We start from the raw sequence: 21,312 nt of genomic DNA on the forward strand, positions 1-21,312 counted from the left end.
GAAGCCCCCGCCGGTCGATCGGCGGGGGCTTTCGTGTGTCGTCAGATCGCCGTGTGCGGGCCGATCCGGTGGTAGCTGCGGTCGTGGTAGACCAGCGGCGTCGTGTCGTCGGACGTGCCGTGCTCCAGCGCCCGCAGGGAGACCAGGTAGCTGTCGCCCACGGGGGTGCGCTGGAGCACCCTGCCGCGGACCCAGGACACGGCGCCCTCGATGACGGGTTCGCCGGTGCCGAGGTCGTACCAGCCGCCGGCCTCGAACCGGTCGATGCCGCTGGTCGCGAACCGCGCGGACACGTCGTCCTGGTCCGCGGACAGGAAGCTCACCGTGAGCGTGCGTGCACGGGACAGGGCCTCCCACGACGACGACGTCGACGCCAGCGAGAACGCGAGCAGCGGGGGAGCGGCGGAGACCGAGATGACCGAGGTCGCGGTGAAGCCCACGCGGCGCTCGCCGTCCCGGAGCGCCACCACGGCGACGCCCGCGGGGTGTTGCCGGAACACCTCCTTGTACTGCTGGGGCGACAGCTGGGGCTCGTCCTGGTCGCGCAGCAGGCGGTCCAGGGCGTGCAGGGTCTCGGCGGTCATGCGCGGGCCGCCTCGAGCGCGGCGGGGGCACCGGCGACCAGGGTGGTCAGTGCCGCGCCGCCGTCCGCCCACCACCGGTCCACGACGGGCTGCGGGTCGGTGAGCTGGTGCTCCACGAGGGTCAGGGCGCGGGTGGGCACGACGGCGCCGAGCTCGACGAGCAGCGGACGCAGGTGCACCTCGCCGACCAGCGCGTGCGCGGGGTTGCCCGAGACGACGACGGGGACCGCGATCACCCCGCTGAGGCCACCGGGGCCGTAGAGGTCGAGGAACGCCTTGAGCAGGCCGGTGTAGGAGGCCTTGTACACCGGCGTCGCGACGACGAGCACCGTGGCGCCCGCCACCGTGCGCAGCGCCTCGTCCGCGGTCGGGTGGGACTCGGCCAGGATCTCCGCGGCGAACGCGGCGAGCTCCACGGTCTCGACCGGCTCGACCGAGCCGAGCAGCCGGGCCGCCTCCTCGCCGATCCGCACTGCCGCCGCGGTGGTGCGCGAGCCCGTGCGCGGGTTGCCGGACAGCACCACCACCCGTGCTCCGGTGTGCTGCGACGACGTCAGGTGGGTCATGGCTGGTCCCTCGATCTCGGTTCAGGTGAGCCCGCCGCACGGTCCGCGCGGGTTCGCTGGACCGGGTATAACAACAATCCCGACTTGACCAGAGGGTTTGGTCGACTTTCTTGCATGGCGGACCGCGTGCGCGCTCTGCGGACGGCCGGACGGCCCCGACGCGATGCGTCGGGGCCGTCCGTTCGTGCAGGTGGGAGAGGGTCAGGCGGCCGCGCGGCCGAGCCCCCGGAACGTCCAGCCGGCCTCGCGCCAGCGGGCGGCGTCGAGCTTCCCCCGGGCGTCGATCACGGCCGGCTGGTGCGTGAGCGCGGCCAGTCGGGCCGGCTCCGCGTCGGTGAACTCGTCCCACTCGGTCAGGACGAGCACCACGTCGCTGCCCTCGACGGCCTCGTCCACGCCGGTGGCGTAGCCGAGGGTCGGGAAGCTCGACCGCGCGGTGTCGCCGGCCTGGGGGTCGTACACGGTGACCTGCGCACCGCGCAGGTGCAGGGCAGCCGCGACGTTGAGCGCCGGGGAGTCCCGGACGTCGTCGGTGTGCGGCTTGAACGCCGCCCCGAGCACCCCGATCCGCCGGTTGAGCACGGATCCGCCGCAGGCCTCGATCGCGAGGTCGATCACGCGCGACCGCTGGCCCATGTTGATCTCGTCGACCTGCTGGAGCAGGGCCGACGCCGGGTAGGCACCGAGCTCGTTGGCCCGGTGCATGAGGGCGCGGATGTCCTTGGGCAGGCACCCGCCCCCGAACCCGAGGCCGGCGTCGAGGAACTGCCGGCCGATCCGGACGTCGTGCCCGAGCGCGTCGGCCAGGACCTTGACGTCGGCTCCTGCCGCCTCGCACACGCCGGAGATCGCGTTGATGAACGAGATCTTGGTGGCGAGGAACGCGTTGGCGCTGACCTTGACCAGCTCGGCGGTCGGCAGGTCGCACACGACGACCGGAGAGCCTTCGGCGATGGGGCCGGCGTACACGCGGCGCAGCAGCGCCTCGGACTGCGCGGTGGTGCCGCCCAGGACGATGCGGTCGGGGTGCAGCGTGTCCTGCACAGCCTTGCCCTCACGCAGGAACTCCGGGTTCCACACGAGCTCGGCTCGGACGCCGGACGGGGCCGCCTTCGCGATGAGCGTGCGCAGGCGGGCTCCCGTGCCGACGGGCACGGTCGACTTGCCGACGATCAGGGCGTCGTGCGTGAGGTTCTTGGCGATCGACGTGGTCGCCGCCTCGACGAACCGCAGGTCGGCGGCGTGGCTGGTCTTGGACTGCGGGGTGCCGACGCACACGAAGTGCACGTCCGCCCAGCCCACCGCCTCGGCCACGTCGGTGGTGAACCGCAGGCGGCCGGTGGCCAGCTGCTCGGTGAGCAGCTCGGGCAGGCCGGGCTCGTAGAACGGCACCTTGCCGGCGGTGAGCATCGCGACCTTGTTCGGGTCGGTGTCCACGCCGACGACCTCCATGCCCAGCTGGGCCATGGCCACCGCGTGGGTGGCGCCGAGGTAGCCGGTGCCGAGGACCGCGATCCGCGGAGCGGGGGCCTCGGGGTCGAACGGCGAGCGGGGGAACAGCTCGGTCAGGTCGATCTGGTTCTCGGTCATCACGGCTCCTGGGTGGTGGTGGGGGTGAATCCGGCGGCCGGGTCGGTCACGCCGTCGACGAACGCCTGGAGGGAGTCCGGGCGGGACTCGATGCGCCAGTCGTTGGTGACGAGCTGGCCGCCGCTGGTGGTGGTGACGGTGTGGTTGAACCAGGCGAACCCGCGGACGTCCGAGTTCTCCGGTCGGGCGAGGGCGTCGAACAGGTCGGCGATCCAGGCCGGCTTGTTGCCGCCGACCTCGGACGCCCCGATCTCCGCGAGGAAGATCGGCTTGGTGGTGATCGACCGGAGCTGGTCCAGCGACCGCCCGAACGTGTAGTCGAACGTCGGCGTCTGGTCCGCCTTGTACGGCGGCCGGAAGTAGCCGGAGAGGCCCACCCAGTCCACGTACTCGTCGCCCGGGTACAGGCTGCGCATGTACGTCGCGTCGTTCTTGGCGTAGGACGCGAGCGAGTTGACGATGTTCGGGGCCCAGACCCACAGGACGTACTCGTTGGCGCCCTCGGCCTCGAAGATGTCGTGCACGTGGCGCCACATGGCCACGTAGTCGCCCTCGCCGTTGCCGTTGAGGGAGTCCCCGTCCCAGGTGCGCTCACCCCACGGGTACCAGTCGCCGTTCATCTCGTGGTCGAGCCGGATGGCCAGGGGCAGGCCCAGGGCCGTGATGTCCTTCGCGTACTGGTGCAGGTAGTCGTCGTACGCGCCGCCGATGATCGTCGGGAGCGAGTACGCCGGGTCCTCCGACTCGTTGTTCGCGGCCTTGAGCGGACGTGACTCCCAGGTGAGCATCGGGAGCATGCCCTTCTCCCAGGAGCGCGTGACCGCGTCGGGTCGGAACGGACCGTCCCAGCCCTGGAAGTACCCCGCGATGGTGGGGGCGGTCCCCACGTTCGCGGAGACGCTGTCGAGCTCGGCCCAGTTGAAGGGCGACTGCGGCGTGTACAGGCCGAACTGGCGCTTCTCGGAGGCGAGCAGCTCGGACAGTGCCGGGGCGGTGGGCTTGACGGCGGGCGCGGGGCTCGACGGCTGCGGGGCCGTGCCCTGGGCGGTCGCCCGTGCCCGCGCGGCGTCGGCCTCGGCCTGGTCCGCCCGTGCCGCGGCCGACTGAGCCTTGCCCTTGGCGGCTGCCGCAGCACGCTCTGCCGCGGCCTTGCCCTGCGAGCGCGCCGCGGCCGCGGCCTGCTCGGCCTCGGCCTTCTGGGCGCCCTCTGCCGCAGCGGCCGCCTGCTCGGCGGCAGCCTTGGCCTTGCCGCTCTCGGAGGCAGCCTTGCGCTCGGCCGCGGCCTTCGCCTGCGACCTCTCCAGGGAGTCGACCTCGTCCTCGCGCGCCTCGAGCGAGTTGCGGAGCTTCTCGTTCTCGGCGGCCAGCCGGATCTCCTTCGCGCTGGCCGTCGACGTGCTGGGTGCTGCCACCGACGGTGACAGCCAGACGCCGGCGGTGACGGCGACGAGCGCGAGCGCGATGCCGGCGGCGCCGAGGCGCTTGCGGGGGGACGGGCGGATGGCGCGGGACCACCAGCCTGCGGGTTCGATGTGCTCAGACATAGACCAGTGCCTCCAGGGCGAAGAGGGTGAGCGCGATCGCGTAGGGGATCGCGGCCAGCGGGTTGAGCCGGCGGCGCCGGGCGCGCGCCGGGACGGGTGCGGGTGTCGCGGGTGCGGGTGCCACTGCGGCCGCCTCTGCGGGGGCGTACGCGGCGCGGCGGGCGCGGACGGGGCCGGTCTCGGAGAGGACCGTGCGGTCCGGCGACGCCAGGTACTGCGTCGGGACGACGCCGACGGGGGCGCGGTCGACCAGGTCGGCCGGCCCGGCGGGCGCGCTCTCGAGCTCGGCGATCAGGTCGTCGCCGCCACCACCGGAGTACGCACCGGCACGCGTGCCCCAGCCGCTGGCGTGAGCCATGCGCAGGAACCCGAGCAGCCGGATCGGCATGAGGAACAGCGTCGAGACGATGATGAACACGGGCAGCCGCAGGAAGTCCGACGGCTTCTCGTGCAGGTGGCGGATCTGCCGGATCGCCATGGACAGCACGGACGACACGATCATGGTCACGACGACCCACACCCAGCCGGACAGCCCGGTGTACGTGTGCAGGATCGCCTGGTACAGGTTGACGCCGGTGCCGGACACGGCCCGGTAGATCCAGCCCGCGATCGTCCCGAAGAGCAGGAACGGCAGCAGGATGTCGGCGACGAAGAAGACCGCCAGGAGCGGCGCGTGGCCGACCATCCAGGGGAGCATCCGCAGGGTGTTGTACTGGCTGCCGCGGGCCCAGCGGAGCTGCTGCTTGGCCAGCTTCTTCACCTGGAGCGGGGCGTCCGTGTAGACGAGGCTCGTGTACTGGTACACCGAGCGGTAGCCGGCCTTGAGCGTGAGGTTGGTGAGCGTCCGGTCGTCGGACACCTCGAGGAACACGCCCATGAACTTCTCGTGCATGAAGTCGTCCATGACCTGGACCAGGATGTGCCGGCGGAACGCGATGGTGCGGCCGGGGAGGCAGCCCACCTGGCCCAGCGCGGACTGCGCGGGCATGGAGTAGAGCGCCCGGGTGTTCTCCAGCCAGTCCGCCCAGCGGGTGATCCAGGACCGCTCCGGCTCGAGGATCCGCTGCCGGGTGGTCGCGCCACCCACGGACGCGTCGGCGAACGGCTTGACCAGCTCGGACAGCGTGCCGTCGGTCCAGACGGTGTCGGAGTCGACCAGCACCGTGATCTCACCGCGGGACAGCTCGGTGCCGATCTTCACGGCGTTGCGCTTGCCGGGGATGGGCGTGTGCACCCAGCGCACCAGGGGAGCGAACTCGTCGCTGATCTCCTGGAGGGGGACGTTCACCGCTCCGTTGATGACGACGATGACCTCGTCGGGCCGCTGCTCCACGATGCGCGTGAGCACGTCGCGGAACAGGTCCAGCGGTTCGTCGACGACCGGGATGACCACGCTGGTGGTGCCGTGGAACTCGCCGGTAAAGGGCTTGTAGCGCCGTGACAAGAGCACCTTGAGCAGCCACAACGCCCAGATGACAGTAGAAAACAATGCGAACAGATAGAACTCTGACTGGCCCTCGAGCATGTGCCGGAGCTGTAGGACGAATACGAACATGAGCGGTACCCCGCTGATTCGGTCGACGGATCGGGTGTAGTGACCGGCGCCGTCGACGATCAAGCGAGGACGACGAGGGGCCGCGCCGGGTAGGCGCTTTCCTCGCGTCGATTGTCACGTTCGAGCCCCAACGGGCCCCGAGTGACATGGGGTGTTGCCCTCCTGTGGAGGCGCGCTGACCGAGCAGCGTCTGTGCAGCCACCTCGTCAAGAGGCCGCGGGCGAGCTCGATGAAACGACCGTACCAGGCGGTAACGGAGGAATCAGGCGGACGCCCGTCCAGGTGTGACTGCGGTCACCGGCATTGTTGCAACAATGCCCCACAATAGTCCGAATTGCCCAGGGCAATTTTACGTGGATTTTACGTGGATCCCGATGCCCCCGCAGCCGCCGTCAGGGGCGGTCGACGACCGCGGCGCTGCCCCCACCGCGCCGGACCGGCTCTGCGACCGCCAGCAGCGACCCGTCGCTCCGGAGCTCGATCGCGGTGGCTGCGCCGATCTCCGGGTTGTCGGCGAAGGCGTGCCCCAGCGCCTGGAGCGGTGCCCGGTCGAACGCGGGCTCGGCCTGCACCGCGGCGGTGTTGCGCTGGGTGGCGCGCGGCGCGGCGACGGCCTCCTCGAGCGTCATGCCGAGGTCGAGCCGGTTGACCAGGACCTGGAGGACGGTCGTGATGATCGTCGACCCACCGGGCGACCCGAGCGCCAGGAACGGGGACCCGTCGGCCAGGATGATGGTCGGCGCCATCGAGCTGCGCGGCCGCTTGCCCGGACCCGGCAGGTTCGGGTCGGCGCCGCCCTGCGTGTCGGTGAAGTTGAAGTCGGTCAGCTCGTTGTTCAGCAGGAACCCGCGCCCCGGCACGACGATGCCGTTGCCGCCGAGCGACTCGATGGTGAGCGTGTAGGCGACGACGTTGCCCCAGCGGTCGACGGTGGTCAGGTGCGTCGTGGACTGGCCGTCCGACCCCTCGGTGCCGGCGGCCACGGGCACCGGGCAGCCGGCGTACTCGCCGTCCGGCGTCCCCGGCGCCACCGGCTTGGTCAGCGCGGTCGCGCCGACCTGGCAGGCGCGTTCGGCGGCGAACCCGTCCGAGAGCAGCTCCTGGAGGGGCACCTCGACGAACGATGGATCACCGACGAACCGGTTGCGGTCCGCGAAGGCCAGGGCGCTCGCCTCCAGGTAGCGGTGCAGCGTCTGGGTCCGGTCGGCCGTCGCCGGGAGCGCCTCGAGGATGTTGAGGGCCTCGCCCACGGTCGAGCCACCGGACGACGGAGGAGCCATGCCGTAGACGTCGAGCCCGCGGTAGGAGACCAGCGTCGGCTCGCGCAGGGGCGCCACGTAGGACGCCAGGTCGCCGCGTTCCAGCAGGCCGGGGCGGACGACGAGCGGGCTGTGGCGTCGCACGGGTGGGCGCTGGACCGTGGTGACGATCTCGCGCGCCAGGCGTCCCGTGTAGAGCTCGCCGATGCCCTTGCGGCCGAGGAGGTCGTAGGTGTCGGCCAGGTCCGGGTTGCGGAACACCGACCCCACCGCCGGCGGCGCGCCCCGGCGCAGGAACAGGTCGGCGGACGACCGGAACGCGGAGAACCGGGAGACGTTGGCCGTCGTCTGGTCCACGAACGTCTGGTCCACCACGAAGCCACGCCGTGCCACGTCGGTCGCGCCGCTCAGCGCCGTGCGCAGGCTGATCGTCCCCCACTCGTCGAGCGCCGTCTGCCACGTCGCCGGGGTCCCGGGGACACCCACGGACAGTCCCGAGGTGACGGCGTCGGCGAACGGGATCGGCAGGCCGTTCTCCACGAAGGAGTCGCTGCGCATGTCCAGGGGTGCGGTCTCGCGTCCGTCGATGGTGTGCACCGTGCCGGACGCCGCGTCGTAGTAGACGAAGAACCCGCCGCCGCCGATGCCGGAGGAGAACGGCTCCGTCACCCCGAGCGTCGCCGCGGCCGCGACGGCGGCGTCGACCGCGTTGCCGCCGCGGCGCAGCACCTCGATCCCGACGCGCGTGGCGTCCGCGTCCACCGTGGCGACCGCACCACCGGTGCCGACGGCCACGGGGACCTTCTCCACCGGGCGGGGGTGGGCCGCTGCCGGTGCGGCACCGGCCGCGAGCGAGAGCGCCGCGACGACGACGGCGAACAGCGGTCGGGGGTGCCTCGACGATCGCATCGGATCTCCTCGGGCGCGCAGGCGGGTGACTCCCGGTCTACCACTCCACGACGCCCGCGCCCAGGGCTGCGACTACGCGCTGCTCCCGTGCGCCCCCGCGCCGACCAGTGCGCCGCCGCTGGCGGAGTCCGTCGGCAGGCCTGCCGCCGACCACGCGCGGAAGCCCCCGACGACGTCCGTCGCGCGGTGCAGACCCAGGTCCGCCAGGGCCGCGGCGGCGAGGCTGGACGTGTAGCCCTCCGAGCACAGGACGATCACGTGCAGGTCGTACCCGGTCGCCGCCGGGATGCGGTGGGCGCTGGCGGGGTCCAGGCGCCACTCGAGCACGTTGCGCTCGATGACGACCGCCTGCGGCACCTCGCCCTCCGCCGCCCGCTGTGCCGCGGGGCGGATGTCCACGAGCAGCGCACCGCGACGCACGGCCTCCCAGGCGTCCTCCGGTGCGAGGCGGTGCAGGCCGGCGCGCGCCTCGGCCAGCACGTCATCGATGGTCCGGCGGCGCAGGATGCTCACTTGTCCGTCTCCGGCTCGTCGGTCTCGACCGTGCGGGTGGGGACGAGCCGGCCGTCGGGCGTGGTCGCCCAGTAGGTCATGCGGGTGAGCCGGGTCGAGTACGCGTGGATGCTCACGGCCGGCTCGGTGCCGGTGTTGAGCACGTCGTGCAGGTCGCCCGGCTCCACGGTCTGCGTCTGCCCGGCGGGGAGCTCCTGCGGCACCAGTCGGCCGTCGCGCTGCGGGCGGATCTCGGTCAGGGTGCCCGCAGCGATGGTGAACGCGGCCGCGGAGTCACCGTGGTCGTGCAGCTCCGTGCCCTGCGACGGCAGCCACGTGAGCAGCCACACGTCGACGTCGGGCGGCCCGTCGAGGCGGGTCCACCACCGCCCGGTCTCCTCGAAGCGGACCAGGGGCTGCCACAGCTCGGGCCGCGCGGCGATGGAGCGGGTCAGGGCGCTGAGCTCGGACACGCTCAGGGGTGCGGTGGTGGTCAGGGCAGGGCGGGGGGACAGGTCGATGCTCATGGTCGTGCCTCTCGGGCGTGCGTCGTCGACGGGCCTGCTGTCCGGCGTGAGCCGGGGGGAGCGTCAGTGCTGCTGACAGCGGGCCGGACAGGAACGCAACGCGAGGGCGCCACGACGGGACGGGAGCGGGGTGACGCGCGAGGCGGTCATCGGGTGCTCCTTCCGGGTCGGGTCGTGGCCGGGCACAGGGCAGCACGCCTCCCCTCGGACGGTCAAGAGTTCGGGCGAGACTCTCGGATGCTGGACTGCCTAGAGCAGCCGGACCTCGAGGAACGCGAGCTTGTTGTTGGCCGCACCGGTGCCGTTGGAGATGGTCAGCCGGCCGTCGGTGACCGTGACGGTCCCGGTGGCGTCGAGCCAGCGCTGCGCGGAGGTGGTCGTCCCGCTCACCACCAGCACGTTCTCGGCGACGAGCCGGATCGTCGACCCGAACGCGGTGGGGTCACCCGCGACGAGGCGCACGCTGTAGGTGCCGTTGGGCACCGCGAGCTCCCAGCGCGCGTTCGTGTTGGGGGCGAGCTGGAGGAAGGCCAGGGTGTCGTAGCGCTGGTCCGCCGACAGGGTGGAGTTGCGGTCGCGCATGGCCGAGGAGTTGTCGGCGTTCCAGCCGTAGCTCAGGCCCGACGCCCGCTTGCCGTAGACCGCGCCGGTGTCGGGCGCGTACCCGGGGTACACCGGTGTCCCGGCCGGCTGCATGTTCACGGCGTAGAAGGGTCTCAGGCGTTCGGCAGGCACCAGCTCCTGCGCCTGCGAGGTGCTCGACCAGCGCAGCTGCGCCACGGCGTTGCCGGTGCCCTCGAAGTACTCCAGCACGATCGGCACGGCCACCCCGGCGGTGAGCGTGATCGTGCCGCTGTCCACCCGGCTGGCGTGGACGGTCCACGCGTCGATCACCCGCGTGCCGTTCACCCACAGGCGCACCCCGTCGTCGGACGTCGTGGAGAACGTGTAGGTCTGGGAGTACCGCGGGACGACCGACCCGCTCCAGCGCACCGAGTACGTGTCGGCGCCGATCCCGGCCAGCGGCGCGGCGGTGCCCCAGGAGAACCCGACGGTCGGGTCGAGCCGGTTCACCGTGGTGCCGGTGAAGTCCTGGTTGTCGAAGTAGGCGCCCTGGAGCCCCCGCAACGAGAAGGAGGCGGTCATCGTCGCCGCGGTCGAGGGCGTCGTCCACGTGCGCGACGCCGCCGTGGATCCGTCGGACCAGCGGTTGAAGCCGTACGGGCGCCCGGCGGCATCCGTCTGCGCCGAGGCGGAGAGCTGGAGAGCGAAGCCCGCCCAGGAGGTGACCGTCGTCGGCCCGGTGACCGGGAGGCCGTTCACGACGACCGTCCGGCCGGCGGGGGAGGTGCCGAGCGTGACCGCCACCTTGCGCGGCTGGAAGTCCCGGACCACCGTCGTGGAGACCCCGCCCGAGTCCGTGGCGGTCAGGCTGATCCGCAGGAAGCTGTTGGTGGCCGCCGCGAGGTCCTCCGGTCCGGGCGCGACCACCTCGATCCCGGTGCCGGTGACCGGTCCGAGGAACGGGTGCGTGTGCTGGTCGTGCACGCGCAGGACGGTCCAGCTGAGCCGCGCGGGTGGCAGGGTGCCGTCCTGGGCGTCCGTCGCCGAGCCGTCCAGCCGGAACGTCTCGCCGACGGAGAACGTGGCGCCGGTCGCCGGGGACGCGATCGTCGCGACCGGGGCGGTGTTGCCCGAGCTGATCGTGACTGTGACGGGTGCGGACAGGGCTCCGGCCGGGTCGCGCACCTGGAGGCTCGCCGTCCATGTGCCCGCCGCATAGGTGTGCGCGAGGGTCGGTGTGCTCGTCGTCGCGTTCGGCGACCCGTCGCCGAACGTCCACAGGTAGGTGAGGGCGTCGCCGTCCGGGTCGGTGCTGGCCGTGCCGTTCAACGTGGTGGTCAGGGGCGCCGCGCCGCTGGTGGGCGAGGCGGTCAGGGCGGCGACGGGCGTGCGGTTGGCGGTGCCGGTGTAGCTGATGCGGTGGATCTCCCCGCCGTTCACGAACGTCGTGTAGTACAGCGCCTGGGTGCTCCCGAACGGTCCGAACTCGAGGTGCACGGCGCCGCCGAGCCCCGTCGCCAGGTCGGTGCTCGTCCCGCCGGTGAGCGTCATCACCTTGCCGCACACGTAGTCGGCGAACACGTACGCGGTGTCATAGGACGCGGGCCAGGCGCCGTTGGGCACGAACGCCCCGCCGGTGATGGAGCCGCAGCCTGCGTCGCGGTCGTAGTCGAACACCGGGTCGGTCAGCCCGGCCGGGGTGGGCGCGCCGCAGTCGGTCGCCGACCCCGTCTGCGCGCAGTGCCCCTCGCGCATGGGCCAGCCGTAGTCCGCGCCGCTCAGGCCCGTGTCGATCTCCTCCCACACGTTCTGGCCGACGTCGTTGATCCGGAACGAGGTGCCCGCCGCGTCCGGGTCGAACGCGAACCGGAACGGGTTGCGCAGCCCCCACGCGAACGTCTCGCGGCAGATCGACCCCGCCGGTGCCGGTGCGAGCCGGCAGCTGGCCGAGCCGGTGCCGAGGAACGGGTTGCCGGCCGCCGGGGCACCGGTGGTGCGCTCGACCCGCAGGATCTTGCCGTTGAGGATGTTCCGGTCGCGCGCCGCGTCGTTGGCGCCGCCGCAGCCGCTGTTGCCCGCGTAGTCGCAGCCGCCGTCGCCGGTGGACACGTAGAGGAAGCCATCCTTGCCGACGTGCACGTCGCCGGCGTTGTGGTTGCCGGCCGGCGTGTAGATGCCGTCGAGCAGGATCGTCTCGCTGGCCGGGTCCACCACGTTGTTGTCGCCGAGGACGAACCGGGACACGCGGTTGGTCGGAGCCCCGGCGGGGTTGCCCGTGGTGCTCGTCGGGCACGCCGTGCTGGTGCCGCGGGCGGTGTAGAAGAGGTAGATCGCGCGCGTGCCCGGGTCGGGATCGACCGCGACGCCGAGCAGTCCCCGCTCCGAGCCGGTGCAGAGGCGTGCGCTGACGTCGAGCGCGGCGGCGGACAGCAGCGTCCCGGCGGCCGTGCGGACCCGCAGCCTCCCGTTCTTCTCCGTGATCAGCATGCGACCGTCGGACGTGAACGCGATGGCGGTGGGGGAGGCGATGCTCGCGACCAGCGTGTCGCTGAACCCCGGGATGACCGCGGCGGCCGCGGGTGGCGCGGTCGTCGTCGTCAGGCCAGACACGAGGAGCGCGAACAGGCCGACGAGGCCGAGTCGCCGCATCCGGATCGACATTGATCCTCCCGCACCGCTCCGCGACGGTGACTTCCGAGGATGCTCCGGGTGCGACCCGCCGCGCAACGGTCAGCCGGCGCCGACCTCGGCGACCGGCCGCGGGCGCGGCTCCGCGGCGACCGGCTCGGGTGCGTCGGTCCCGCGCCGGACCAGCGCGATCCCGGCCACCACGAGCACCATCCCGGCGACCTGCAGCGGCGCCGGCACCTCACTGACCAGCAGCCACGCGAGCAGGACGGCGACGAGCACCTCCGACAGGGCGAGGAAGGACGCGAGCCGCTCGCCGAGCAGTCGGACGGACAGCGCGCTCACGCCGTACGCGAAGGCGGTCGGCACGGTGGCGACGACGAGCAGCGGCACGATCCAGTGCACCTGTGCCCCGAGCAGGTCCACGCGGACGTCCGGGGCGGCCAGGGGGAGCACCCCGACGGCGGCCACGAGGGCGACGGTCAGGGCGCCGACCGCCATGCCGGCGCCGGCCAGGCTGATCGACGGCAGCTCCGTGCGGCGCCCCGTCAGCGCGAAGTAGGCCGCGTTGCCCACCGCGGAGACCAGCGCGAACGCGAGCCCGACCGGGTCGAGCTCGAGCGAGCCGGTGAGGTCCAGGACCAGCACCAGACCACCCGTGGCGAGCGCCGCACCGGCGAGCGTCGCGGCGCTGGGCGCCCGGCGCTCGCGCGCCCACCCCCAGCCGACCAGCAGGAGCGGGCCGGTGTACTCGATGAGCAGCGCGATCGCGACCGGCAGCCTGTCGACCGCGAGGTAGTACATGGTCGACGCGGTGGCGACGCCGAGAACCCCGAAGCCGAGGACCGTGCGCCACTCGTCGCGCAGCACGTGCCAGCGCCCACGCAGGGCCCAGGCGGCTGGACCGGCCAGCAGCAGGGCCGCGACCGACAACCGCACGAGGATCGCGGAGCCGGGGGACCAGCCGGCCACGAGCAGCGGCTTGACCACGGGACCGCTGGTGGCGAAGGCCACGGCCGCGATGAGGCCGGCGACGATACCGGCGGCGCGACCGGGAGCGGCGGTGGTGGACACAAAGAGCCCCTGCCAGGGATGTCATGAGTGAAATAGCGTTACGCTCGTGACGCTAGCCCATCCCGCCGACAGGAGTCAAAGTGGTTTTCGCACCTGACACCGAGATGAGCATCGCCGCGGCCGTCGAGCTGGTGAACACCGCCCGCCGCCGGGACGGGCACGACGCCATGGCGACCGTCGCGGACGTCGACGAGTTCTACACGCGGTGGGGCTACACGGTTCGGCACGACGGGGACGCCGACGAGCTCGCCGCGGTCCGCGACGCGCGCGACCAGATCGCCGCCCTGTGGGACGTCGACCGCGACACCGCGGCCTCCGTGCTCAACGAGCTGCTCGCCCGCGGGGGAGCGGTCCCGTTCCTCGTCCGGCACGGCGACGTCGACTGGCACCTGCACGGCACCGCACCGGACGCTCCGTTGGGCACGGTCGTGCTCGTCGAGACCGCGATGGCGATGGCCGACGTGGTGCGCTCCGACGAGTGGGACCGGCTGCAGCGCTGCGAGGCGGACGACTGCGACGCGCTGCTCGTCGACCTCTCCCGCAACCGCTCCCGCCGGTTCTGCGACGTGAACGGCTGCGCCAACCGCGCCCACGTCGCGGCCTACCGTGCTCGCCGGGCGGGGTCGACGGCGCTCGAGGAACCAGACGTCGCGCCCTGAGCCCGTGGCAGGATCGCCGCGTGGAGCTCACACAGGACCTGAAGGACGCCATCGCGACCGGGTACGCCCGGCGCGACCGCGACCACATGGCCCCGACGATCGCCTACTTCGAACGACTCCTGGGCGAGCACCCCGAGCACCCGGTCCTCGTCCTCGAGGTGGCGGGCGCGTACGACACCGCGGGCCGGGAGTCCGACGCCGCCGTCAGGTACGAGCAGGCCCTCGACCTCGGCCTGGACGGGGACGACCTGCGTCGGTGCCTGTGCCAGTACGGCAGCACGCTGCGGTGGCTCGGCCGGCTCGACGAGTCGGTCGCGGTGCTGGAGCGCGCCCGCGCGCAGTTCCCGCAGTCCGACGCCGTGCGGGTGTTCCTCGCTCTCACGCTCGCCGAGGCGGGCAGGTCCGACGACGCCGTCGCCCAGCTGCTCACGGTGATCACCGACCACGCCGAGGTCACCGACCTCGGTCGGTACGCCGTGGGGCTGCGTGGTCTGGCGGAGTGGTTCGGGAAGGGTCGCCCGGTCGACGCGGAGTAGGTCGCGCTCAGACGAGGCGGGCCGCGGGCCCGCGTCCCGGGCCACGAGCTCGCGGGCTGCCCCGAGCCAGTCGGGCACGGTGCCCATCTCAGCCCTCGACCCCCGTGGCCGTGTGGGCCGTGCCGACCGGCTTGGACTCCGGGGATCCCCGTTCGCGCAGGTAGATCGACAGGACGACCATGCTCGCCACCGCCAGGAACTCCGACTGCCAGTTCTGCAGCGTGCGGCTCCAGAAGTCGGGCAGCACCAGGTACTCGGCCCACGTCACCGGGTCCTGCAGGTCCTGCATCTGCTGCTCGCTGTACGCCACCGCGCCGGTCACCGACTGGGCGAGCCACGACAGGACGAAGATCGTGCCCATCACCAGGCTCAGCGACCGCGAGTAGAGGCTCAGTCGCCAGCCACGCACGCGGGCCCAGGCGGGGGAGTCGGCGGTCGAGAACTCGGCCACCTTCTGCTCCTCGTCGCTCTCCCGGCCCGCGTCGCCGAGCGGCTTGGACTCGGGTGACCCGCGCTGCAGGAAGTACACCGTGCCGACGACGAAGAGCAGGAACTGGAGGAACTCGGACTGCCAGTTCTCGGTGACGTCGACGGCGAACGCCGAGGTGGTCACGTACTCGCCGATGCCGATCGGGTCGAGGCCGGCACCCCGTTGCTCCTCGTTGAACAGGGCCACGCCGGAGATCGCCTGCCCGAGGAGCGCGGCGACGAACAGCGCGCCGAAGAACAGGCTGAGGCTGTTCCGGCGGAGTGCCGAGCGCAGCGCGGTCATCGGTGCAGCAGCCCGAGAGCGAAGCAGTAGGCAAGGCCGAGCAGGATGCCGACGAGGCACGTCCAGAAGAGCGGGCGCACGGTCAGGCTCCTTCGAGGACGCAGTCGTAGGGCCGGTCCAGGCGCGGGTCGCACCCCGCCGCGACGATCCGCCAGGTCGTGCCGGAGACGGTCAGGAACAGGACGTCGTCGGCCAGCACGACCTGCGCCTGCCGTCCCGCCACGGTCGCCGACCCCGACGTGCCGCCCGACCGTGCGGTGAGCGTCTCGCCCACCTCGCCGTCGAGCACCGCCTCCGTGCACGGCTCGTCGGCGTCGTCCTCCAGCGTCTCGACGGTGACCGGCGCCAGCAGGCCGCAGGCGGCGGCCCCGTCCTGACGGCTGACGGCTGCGTAGAACGCCGCGGCGACGTCGACCGCGGAGCCCGAGGCCGGGCGGGCAGGCACGCAACCGGTCAGGGCCACCCCGGCGACGGCCAGCACGACGCCTCGCGTCAGGCGTCCTCGCCGGTCACGTGCCTCGGTCACGGGCCGATCGTAGGGCTGCGCTCCCGAACTGGCCCGCTGGCCCCCCGCCAGCGGGACCTCGCAGCCAACGAGCTCGTCGACGAGACCGCGGTAGCGTGCCTGGGTGGCGGAGTACACGCTCAACTCGGCGGCGGTGACGCACGTACGCGCGCTGATCGACGCGCGGCAGTACGTCCTGGACAGCGACTGGGGCGAGGTGCAGCCGGACGCGGCGGCGCAGAACGCGTACCTCGAGGGGCACCCGTGGTCGGACTACGCCTCCTGGCACCTGGGCCTGACCGTCGGTGCCTCGGACGAGACGAAGGCGCGGTACGCGTTCGTCGCGGGCGACTTCCGCCGGGTGCACCGCTCGGCCCTGATCGCCTGCGTCTACCGGGCGTCGGAGTGGCGGCACAAGGACGTCGAGCTCGCCGCGCACGACCTGCTCCAGCACCTGGACCGCGTCAGCGGCTGAGGCGTCCTCGGCGCCAGCGCAGTGCACGCACGCTCTGCGCGCGCCAGAGGGCGAGCGCGGCTCGCGCCCAGCTCCGGTGCTTGCTCTGCCCCGTGGCCACTCCCCGAGTCTGTCTCCGCGTGTCGCCGCCGGCGAGCCGAGGTCGCGCCGGCGAGCGCGGTGACGGAACCTGGGTGGCGTGCCCAACCGTCTGGTGAACGCGACGAGCCCGTACCTCCTCCAGCACGCCGAGAACCCCGTGGACTGGCAGGAGTGGGGGGACGCGGCATTCGCGGAGGCGGCCGCGCGGGACGTCCCCGTGCTGGTCTCGGTGGGATACGCCGCCTGCCACTGGTGCCACGTCATGGCCCACGAGTCGTTCGAGGACGTCGGGGTCGCCGCCTTCCTCAACGAGCACTTCGTGTGCATCAAGGTCGACCGCGAGGAGCGCCCCGACGTCGACTCGGTCTACATGGCCGCCACGCAGGCGATGACGGGCTCGGGCGGCTGGCCGATGACCGTCTTCACCACGCCGGCGGGGGAGCCGTTCTTCTGCGGGACGTACTTCCCGCCGCGACGCGTCCAGCAGATGGCGTCGTTCTCGGAGGTGCTGGCCGCCGTCGCGGCGGCGTGGTCGGCGCGGCGGCAGGAGGTGCTGTCCACGGCGGAGGCGGTCGTCGAGGCTCTGGCCGAGCGGCCCGCGGCGCGCCCCCTGTCGGACGCACCGTACGACGAGGTGGTCGAGGCGGCGCTGACCGGCATCGCGACGACGTTCGACCCCGCGCAAGGCGGGTTCGGCGGCGCGCCGAAGTTCCCGCCGTCGATGGTGCTCGAGTGGTTGCTCCGGCATCACGCCCGCACCGGCGACCCGCGCGCGCTCGACATGGTGCACCGCACGCTCGACCCGATGGCACGCGGCGGGATGTACGACCAGCTCGCGGGCGGCTTCGCGCGGTACGCGGTGGACCCGACCTGGACCGTCCCCCACTTCGAGAAGATGCTCTACGACAACGCGCTCCTGCTCCGCGTGTACGCGCACGCCTGGCGCGCGACGGGCGCCCCGCTGGCGCGGCGAGTCGCCCAGGAGACGGCGACCTGGATGCTCGAGGAGCTGGCCACGCCCGAGGGCGGGTTCGCCTCGTCGCTCGACGCGGACAGCGAGGGCCGGGAGGGCGCCTTCTACGCCTGGACCCCCGAGCAGCTGCGTGAGGTGCTCGGCGCGCAGGACGGAGCGTGGGCGGCCGGGGTGCTCGGGGTGACCGAGGAGGGGACGTTCGAGCACGGGACGTCGGTCCTCCAGCGCCGCGACGACCCGGCCGACGAGGTCCGGTTCGCGGACGTCCGGGACCGGCTCCGGGCGGCGCGGGAGCAGCGGCCGCGCCCCGCACGCGACGAGAAGGTGGTGACCGGGTGGAACGGGCTGGCCGTCGCGGCCCTCGCGGAGTCGTCCGTGCTGCTCGACCGTCCGGAGCTCGCCGACGCGGCAGCCCGGGCGGCCGGGCTGCTCGTCGCGACGCACGTCCGCCGCTCCTCCGACGGGTCGACCCGGGTGGCGCGCGCGTCTCGCGACGGCGCCCCCGGCGACGCGCCCGGCGTCCTCGAGGACTACGCGCACCTCGCCGAGGGTCTGCTGACGCTCTCGGCCGTCACGGGTGACCACCGGTGGTTCGAGGTGGCCGGCCGCCTGCTGGACACCGTGCTGCACCACTTCGCGGCGGCGGACGGCGGCTTCCACGACACCGCGCAGGACGAGACCGACCCCGTGGTGACCCGCCTCGGCAGACCGCGGGATCCGGCCGACGGTCCGACACCGTCGGGCCAGTCCGCTGCGGCGAACGCCCTGCTCACCTACGCCGCGCTCACGGGGTCCGTGCGCCACCGGGAGGCGGCCGAGCGCGCGCTGCGCGGTCCGCTGGCCATCGCCGTCCGGTACCCGCGGGCGGCGGGCGCGGCTCTGGCGGTCGTGGAGGCTGCGCTCGACGGCCCGCGGCAGGTCGCCGTCGTCGGACCCGCCGGCGACCCTCGCCGGGCGGCGGTGCACCGCGCCGCGATGCTGTCCACCGCCCCGGGGCTGGTGGTGGCGGTGGGCGAGGCCGGCGGAGGCGACGACGGCCCTGCGCTGCTGCACGACCGGCCGCACGTCGGCGGTGCGCCGGCCGCCTACGTGTGCCGGGGATTCGTGTGCGACCTCCCCACGACGCGCCCCGAGGACCTCGCGCGGCAGCTCTCCGGCGGTGCGGGACGAGCCGGTGCGGTCAGCTCGACCGCGTAGCGGACCGCGAGCGGTGGTGCGCCGACGCCTCGACGACCCCGCCACCGGGCAGGACGACCGTGACGTCGATGCCGCAGGAGCCTGACCGGCGCTGGAACCTCCCGATCGACGCGGCGGCCCCGCTACCGAGGTACGACACCGCCTGGAGGTCGAGCACCGCTCGCGCGGTGTCGCGGGCGCTCAGCGCGAGCGCATCGAGACGGGGCGTCAGGTCCCGGTAGCTGCCGAGATCGACGATCCCGCTCACCGTGAGGATCGGGTCGCCGCGTGCGTCCCGTGCCAGGGTCGCGACGACGGTAGTCGCGGGGGGCGCCCGGTGGACGACCTGGTCGTCCATCGCGTGCAGCACCAGGTCGTCGACCTGCTCACGGGCGGGGCTCGGCAGGCCGCCGGCGTCCGCGACCCCGCGGACGATGCGGTCGGCCAGGACCCTGACCCGCATGTTGCGCTCCTGGGAGGCCGAGCGGAGCAGGCCGAACGCCGCGTCGGCGTCCATCCCGTACTCGAGCATCAGCACGCCCTTGGCCTGGTCCACCGCCGTCCGGGACTCGAGCGCGAGCCCGAGCTGCGCGTTGGTGCTGGCGGAGATCGCGCGGAGCCTCGGCACGGTCGCGTCGGTCACCAGACCGGTGATCGTCGTCCGCGCGCCGCTCACCTGGCTTCCCGCAGCCGCCAGGCTGGCCTGGTGCTCGCTGCCCTCGAGGTCGATCAGCCGGTAGTCGCACCCGACGTCGGTGTCCCACGAGGCGGTGAGCGTGGCGTCGACCAGGTCGGCATCCTCCGGGTGCACGTGCCAGAGCAGGATCTCCCGGGTGGGCGCGACGTCCCCGCGCGTGAGGCCGTGGATGGAGAACAGCGCGTCCGACCACCACCAGTGGTCCGACGGCCTCGACCATCGGAAGCTCCCCACCGTGCTCGGTGTCGCGATCATCGTCTCCCCTGGCCACCGGCACGTCCTGGGTGGTGTCTCGAGGGGACCGTCTGCGTGACGGGGGTGAGATACGTCCGCGTCGTGCACGGAGCCGTTCTTCGAGTATCCGCCCTGCACGGTTCGGGAGCGCCGGATCGGGCCGAGCAATGTGCGGGGCCGAGGTGCAGGCAAGATGGGGACCTGACCACTCACCGCCGGCGCGAGAGGGATCTCATGGCAGTGGCTGCCCTGTACCTCGTCGCCGCGTTGCTCGGCGGGCTCATCGCGGTGCTGCTTCGCCTGCCTCCGCTCGTGGGCTTCCTGGCTGCCGGGTTCGCCCTGGGCGCCGGCGGAGCTCCGACCCTGCCCTACCTCGAGCAGATCGCCGACCTCGGTGTGGTGCTGCTGCTGTTCGCCATCGGCCTCAAGCTCGACGTCCGCACGCTCCTGCGCCGGGAGATCTGGCTCACCAGCGTCGTGCACATGGCGCTGAGCGTCGCGATGGCCCTCGGTTTCCTGGGCCTGCTCGCGGTGATCGGGTTCGGCTACGTGGCCGGTGAGTCGTTCGGCGCGCTGGCCCTGGTCGGGTTCGCCCTCTCGTTCTCCTCGACGGTGTTCGTCGTCAAGGTCCTCGACGACCGCTCCGACACCACGTCCCTGTACGGACGCATCGCCGTCGGTGTGCTCGTCATGCAGGACGTCGCTGCCGTGGTCTTCCTGTCGATGTCCAGCGGCGAGCCGCCGAGCCCGTGGGCGCTGCTGCTCTTCCTGCTGATCCCTGGCGCGTGGGTGCTGCACCGCATCTGGGACCGCGTCGGCCACGGCGAGCTGCAGGCGCTGTTCGGCGTGGCCGTGGCGGTCGTCCTGGGGTTCGGGCTGTTCGAGCTGGTCGGCATCGACGGGGACGTGGGCGCGCTCGTCGTCGGGGTGCTGCTGTCGTCGCACCCGCAGGCGGGAGAGCTGTCGCGCTCCCTGATGACCTTCAAAGACCTCATGCTGGTCGCGTTCTTCGTGCAGATCGGGCTGCACGGCACACCGCACCTGTTCGAGATCGGCCTGGCCCTGCTGCTCCTCCTGCTCCTGCCGTTCCAGGTCGCCGCCTACGCGCTCGTCCTGTGGCTGATGCGGCTGCGTCGGCGCACCTCGTTCCTGGCCGGCCTGGTGCTCTCCAACTACTCCGAGTTCGGGATCATCGTCGTGGCCGTCGGCGCGAGCACCGGGGTGCTCGACGACCAGTGGGTGGTGGTGGTCTCGCTCGCCGTCGCCTTCAGCTTCGGGCTGTCCGCGATCGTCAACCGGCGGGGCGTCGAGCTGGCCAGCCGGATGTCGCGCCTGCTCCCGGCGCGCGACAGCGACCGGCTGCACCCCGACGACCGGCTCGTGGACATCGGCGACGCGGACGCCCTGGTCCTCGGCCTGGGTCGTGTCGGGGCGTCCACGTACGCGCGGCTGCGGGACGAGTACGGGCTCGCCGTGGTGGGTGTCGAGCACGACCAGACCCGGGTGCTCGCCCTGGAGGACGAGGGCTACGACGTCGTGCGCGCCGACGCCACGGACCTGGAGTTCTGGAACCGGGTGCAGCGAGCCGGTCGGGTCAAGATGGCCGTCCTCGCCATGCCGTTCCACAACGCCAACCTCATCGCCCTCGCCCGGCTCCAGGCCGCCGGCTTCACCGGCAAGGTCGCCGCTGTCGCGCGGTACGACGACGACGTCGCCGAGCTCCAGCGGCACGGCGCGGACGCGGTGTTCCACCTGTACGGCTCGGCCGGCTTCGCGCTCGCCGACCACGCGGCGGAGGTGCTGCTGGCCGGCCGCGGAGGCGTGCCGCCGGAGCACCACGCGCCGGCCCGCCCCGGCGACGAGCTCGACGTCCTCGACCCGCTCGACCGTCGCGCCGAGTCTGCCTGACCGC

General features: G+C 72.8%; 18 protein-coding genes. 5 read left to right on the top strand and 13 right to left on the bottom strand.

Annotated elements, in window-relative coordinates; all coding sequences use genetic code 11:
- Nucleotides 1-41 precede the first annotated feature (41 nt).
- The 10 genes from ACO06A_RS18015 to ACO06A_RS18060 all read right to left on the bottom strand — a co-directional run bounded on the left by ACO06A_RS18015 (nt 42) and on the right by ACO06A_RS18060 (nt 13,292).
- Nucleotides 42-584, bottom strand: a complete 543-nt coding sequence (locus ACO06A_RS18015) for a flavin reductase family protein (RefSeq protein WP_175349643.1) — start codon at nt 582-584, stop codon at nt 42-44.
- A complete protein-coding gene (locus ACO06A_RS18020) occupies nt 581-1,150 on the bottom strand; it encodes an NADPH-dependent FMN reductase (protein ID WP_421733564.1) in 570 nt (189 codons plus the stop codon). The genes ACO06A_RS18015 and ACO06A_RS18020 overlap by 4 nt, the downstream gene beginning before the upstream one ends.
- A 201-nt stretch (nt 1,151-1,351) precedes the next feature.
- Nucleotides 1,352-2,740: a UDP-glucose dehydrogenase family protein gene (locus ACO06A_RS18025; protein ID WP_421733565.1), complete on the bottom strand. Its 1,389-nt coding sequence runs from the start codon at nt 2,738-2,740 to the stop codon at nt 1,352-1,354.
- Nucleotides 2,740-4,284: a glycoside hydrolase family 26 protein gene (locus ACO06A_RS18030; RefSeq protein ID WP_421733566.1), complete on the bottom strand. Its 1,545-nt coding sequence runs from the start codon at nt 4,282-4,284 to the stop codon at nt 2,740-2,742. Before ACO06A_RS18030 ends, ACO06A_RS18025 begins: the two co-directional genes overlap by 1 nt.
- Nucleotides 4,277-5,839, bottom strand: coding sequence for a glycosyltransferase (locus ACO06A_RS18035; RefSeq protein WP_421733567.1), 1,563 nt, complete (start codon nt 5,837-5,839; stop codon nt 4,277-4,279). Before ACO06A_RS18035 ends, ACO06A_RS18030 begins: the two co-directional genes overlap by 8 nt.
- 392 nt (nt 5,840-6,231) lie before the next feature.
- Nucleotides 6,232-8,007, bottom strand: coding sequence for a gamma-glutamyltransferase (ggt, locus tag ACO06A_RS18040; RefSeq protein WP_421733568.1), 1,776 nt, complete (start codon nt 8,005-8,007; stop codon nt 6,232-6,234).
- A gap of 72 nt (nt 8,008-8,079) precedes the next feature.
- Nucleotides 8,080-8,520 (bottom strand): rhodanese-like domain-containing protein, encoded by a 441-nt coding sequence (locus ACO06A_RS18045; protein WP_421733569.1) that lies wholly within the window; start codon nt 8,518-8,520, stop codon nt 8,080-8,082.
- A complete protein-coding gene (locus tag ACO06A_RS18050) occupies nt 8,517-9,026 on the bottom strand; it encodes a cysteine dioxygenase (protein WP_421733570.1) in 510 nt (169 codons plus the stop codon). Before ACO06A_RS18050 ends, ACO06A_RS18045 begins: the two co-directional genes overlap by 4 nt.
- 249 nt (nt 9,027-9,275) lie before the next feature.
- Complete coding sequence (locus ACO06A_RS18055) at nt 9,276-12,251, bottom strand: PQQ-dependent sugar dehydrogenase (RefSeq protein WP_421733571.1); 2,976 nt, start codon at nt 12,249-12,251, stop codon at nt 9,276-9,278.
- A 69-nt stretch (nt 12,252-12,320) separates the two neighbouring features.
- Complete coding sequence (locus ACO06A_RS18060; protein ID WP_421733572.1) at nt 12,321-13,292, bottom strand: EamA family transporter; 972 nt, start codon at nt 13,290-13,292, stop codon at nt 12,321-12,323.
- A gap of 80 nt (nt 13,293-13,372) precedes the next feature.
- Here ACO06A_RS18060 and ACO06A_RS18065 point away from each other — a divergent pair, with 80 nt between their 5' ends.
- Nucleotides 13,373-13,951: a CGNR zinc finger domain-containing protein gene (locus ACO06A_RS18065; protein WP_421733573.1), complete on the top strand. Its 579-nt coding sequence runs from the start codon at nt 13,373-13,375 to the stop codon at nt 13,949-13,951.
- Nucleotides 13,952-13,971: 20 nt separating this feature from the next.
- On the top strand, nt 13,972-14,487 hold the full coding sequence (locus tag ACO06A_RS18070) for a tetratricopeptide repeat protein (RefSeq protein ID WP_421733574.1): 516 nt from the start codon (nt 13,972-13,974) through the stop codon (nt 14,485-14,487).
- An 88-nt stretch (nt 14,488-14,575) separates the two neighbouring features.
- Here the strand turns inward: ACO06A_RS18070 and ACO06A_RS18075 are convergent, their stop codons facing one another.
- Complete coding sequence (locus ACO06A_RS18075; RefSeq protein WP_421733575.1) at nt 14,576-15,259, bottom strand: DUF6766 family protein; 684 nt, start codon at nt 15,257-15,259, stop codon at nt 14,576-14,578.
- An 82-nt stretch (nt 15,260-15,341) separates the two neighbouring features.
- Nucleotides 15,342-15,785 (bottom strand): hypothetical protein, encoded by a 444-nt coding sequence (locus ACO06A_RS18080; RefSeq protein ID WP_421733576.1) that lies wholly within the window; start codon nt 15,783-15,785, stop codon nt 15,342-15,344.
- Nucleotides 15,786-15,888: 103 nt separating this feature from the next.
- On the opposite strand from ACO06A_RS18080, the gene ACO06A_RS18085 reads away from it, so the two are divergent.
- Together ACO06A_RS18085 and ACO06A_RS18090 are read left to right on the top strand one after the other, a co-directional pair.
- Nucleotides 15,889-16,239 (top strand): hypothetical protein, encoded by a 351-nt coding sequence (locus tag ACO06A_RS18085; protein WP_421733577.1) that lies wholly within the window; start codon nt 15,889-15,891, stop codon nt 16,237-16,239.
- A 178-nt stretch (nt 16,240-16,417) separates the two neighbouring features.
- On the top strand, nt 16,418-18,490 hold the full coding sequence (locus ACO06A_RS18090) for a thioredoxin domain-containing protein (protein WP_421733578.1): 2,073 nt from the start codon (nt 16,418-16,420) through the stop codon (nt 18,488-18,490).
- Here ACO06A_RS18090 and ACO06A_RS18095 read toward each other — a convergent pair.
- Complete coding sequence (locus ACO06A_RS18095) at nt 18,474-19,421, bottom strand: ANTAR domain-containing protein (RefSeq protein ID WP_421733579.1); 948 nt, start codon at nt 19,419-19,421, stop codon at nt 18,474-18,476. The two genes, ACO06A_RS18090 and ACO06A_RS18095, sit on opposite strands and share 17 nt — an antisense overlap.
- Before the next feature lie 213 nt (nt 19,422-19,634).
- On the opposite strand from ACO06A_RS18095, the gene ACO06A_RS18100 reads away from it, so the two are divergent.
- Nucleotides 19,635-21,308, top strand: coding sequence for a cation:proton antiporter (locus ACO06A_RS18100; protein ID WP_421733580.1), 1,674 nt, complete (start codon nt 19,635-19,637; stop codon nt 21,306-21,308).
- Nucleotides 21,309-21,312: the final 4 nt, after the last annotated feature.

Origin of the sequence: Cellulomonas sp. (assembly GCF_965229465.1) — a bacterium.
Lineage (GTDB): Bacteria > Actinomycetota > Actinomycetes > Actinomycetales > Cellulomonadaceae > Cellulomonas.

Excerpts from the sequence above, each read along its gene's own strand:
- ACO06A_RS18075 (WP_421733575.1), bottom strand. The coding sequence starts at position 15,259 with ATGACCGCGCTGCGCTCGGCACTCCGCCGGAACAGCCTCAGCCTGTTC.
- ACO06A_RS18055 (WP_421733571.1), bottom strand. The coding sequence starts at position 12,251 with ATGTCGATCCGGATGCGGCGACTCGGCCTCGTCGGCCTGTTCGCGCTC.
- ACO06A_RS18030 (WP_421733566.1), bottom strand. The coding sequence starts at position 4,284 with ATGTCTGAGCACATCGAACCCGCAGGCTGGTGGTCCCGCGCCATCCGC.
- ACO06A_RS18100 (WP_421733580.1), top strand. The coding sequence starts at position 19,635 with ATGGCAGTGGCTGCCCTGTACCTCGTCGCCGCGTTGCTCGGCGGGCTC.
- ACO06A_RS18015 (WP_175349643.1), bottom strand. The coding sequence starts at position 584 with ATGACCGCCGAGACCCTGCACGCCCTGGACCGCCTGCTGCGCGACCAG.
- ACO06A_RS18095 (WP_421733579.1), bottom strand. The coding sequence starts at position 19,421 with ATGATCGCGACACCGAGCACGGTGGGGAGCTTCCGATGGTCGAGGCCG.
- ACO06A_RS18020 (WP_421733564.1), bottom strand. The coding sequence starts at position 1,150 with ATGACCCACCTGACGTCGTCGCAGCACACCGGAGCACGGGTGGTGGTG.
- ggt (WP_421733568.1), bottom strand. The coding sequence starts at position 8,007 with ATGCGATCGTCGAGGCACCCCCGACCGCTGTTCGCCGTCGTCGTCGCG.
- ACO06A_RS18035 (WP_421733567.1), bottom strand. The coding sequence starts at position 5,839 with ATGTTCGTATTCGTCCTACAGCTCCGGCACATGCTCGAGGGCCAGTCA.
- ACO06A_RS18025 (WP_421733565.1), bottom strand. The coding sequence starts at position 2,740 with ATGACCGAGAACCAGATCGACCTGACCGAGCTGTTCCCCCGCTCGCCG.
- ACO06A_RS18050 (WP_421733570.1), bottom strand. The coding sequence starts at position 9,026 with ATGAGCATCGACCTGTCCCCCCGCCCTGCCCTGACCACCACCGCACCC.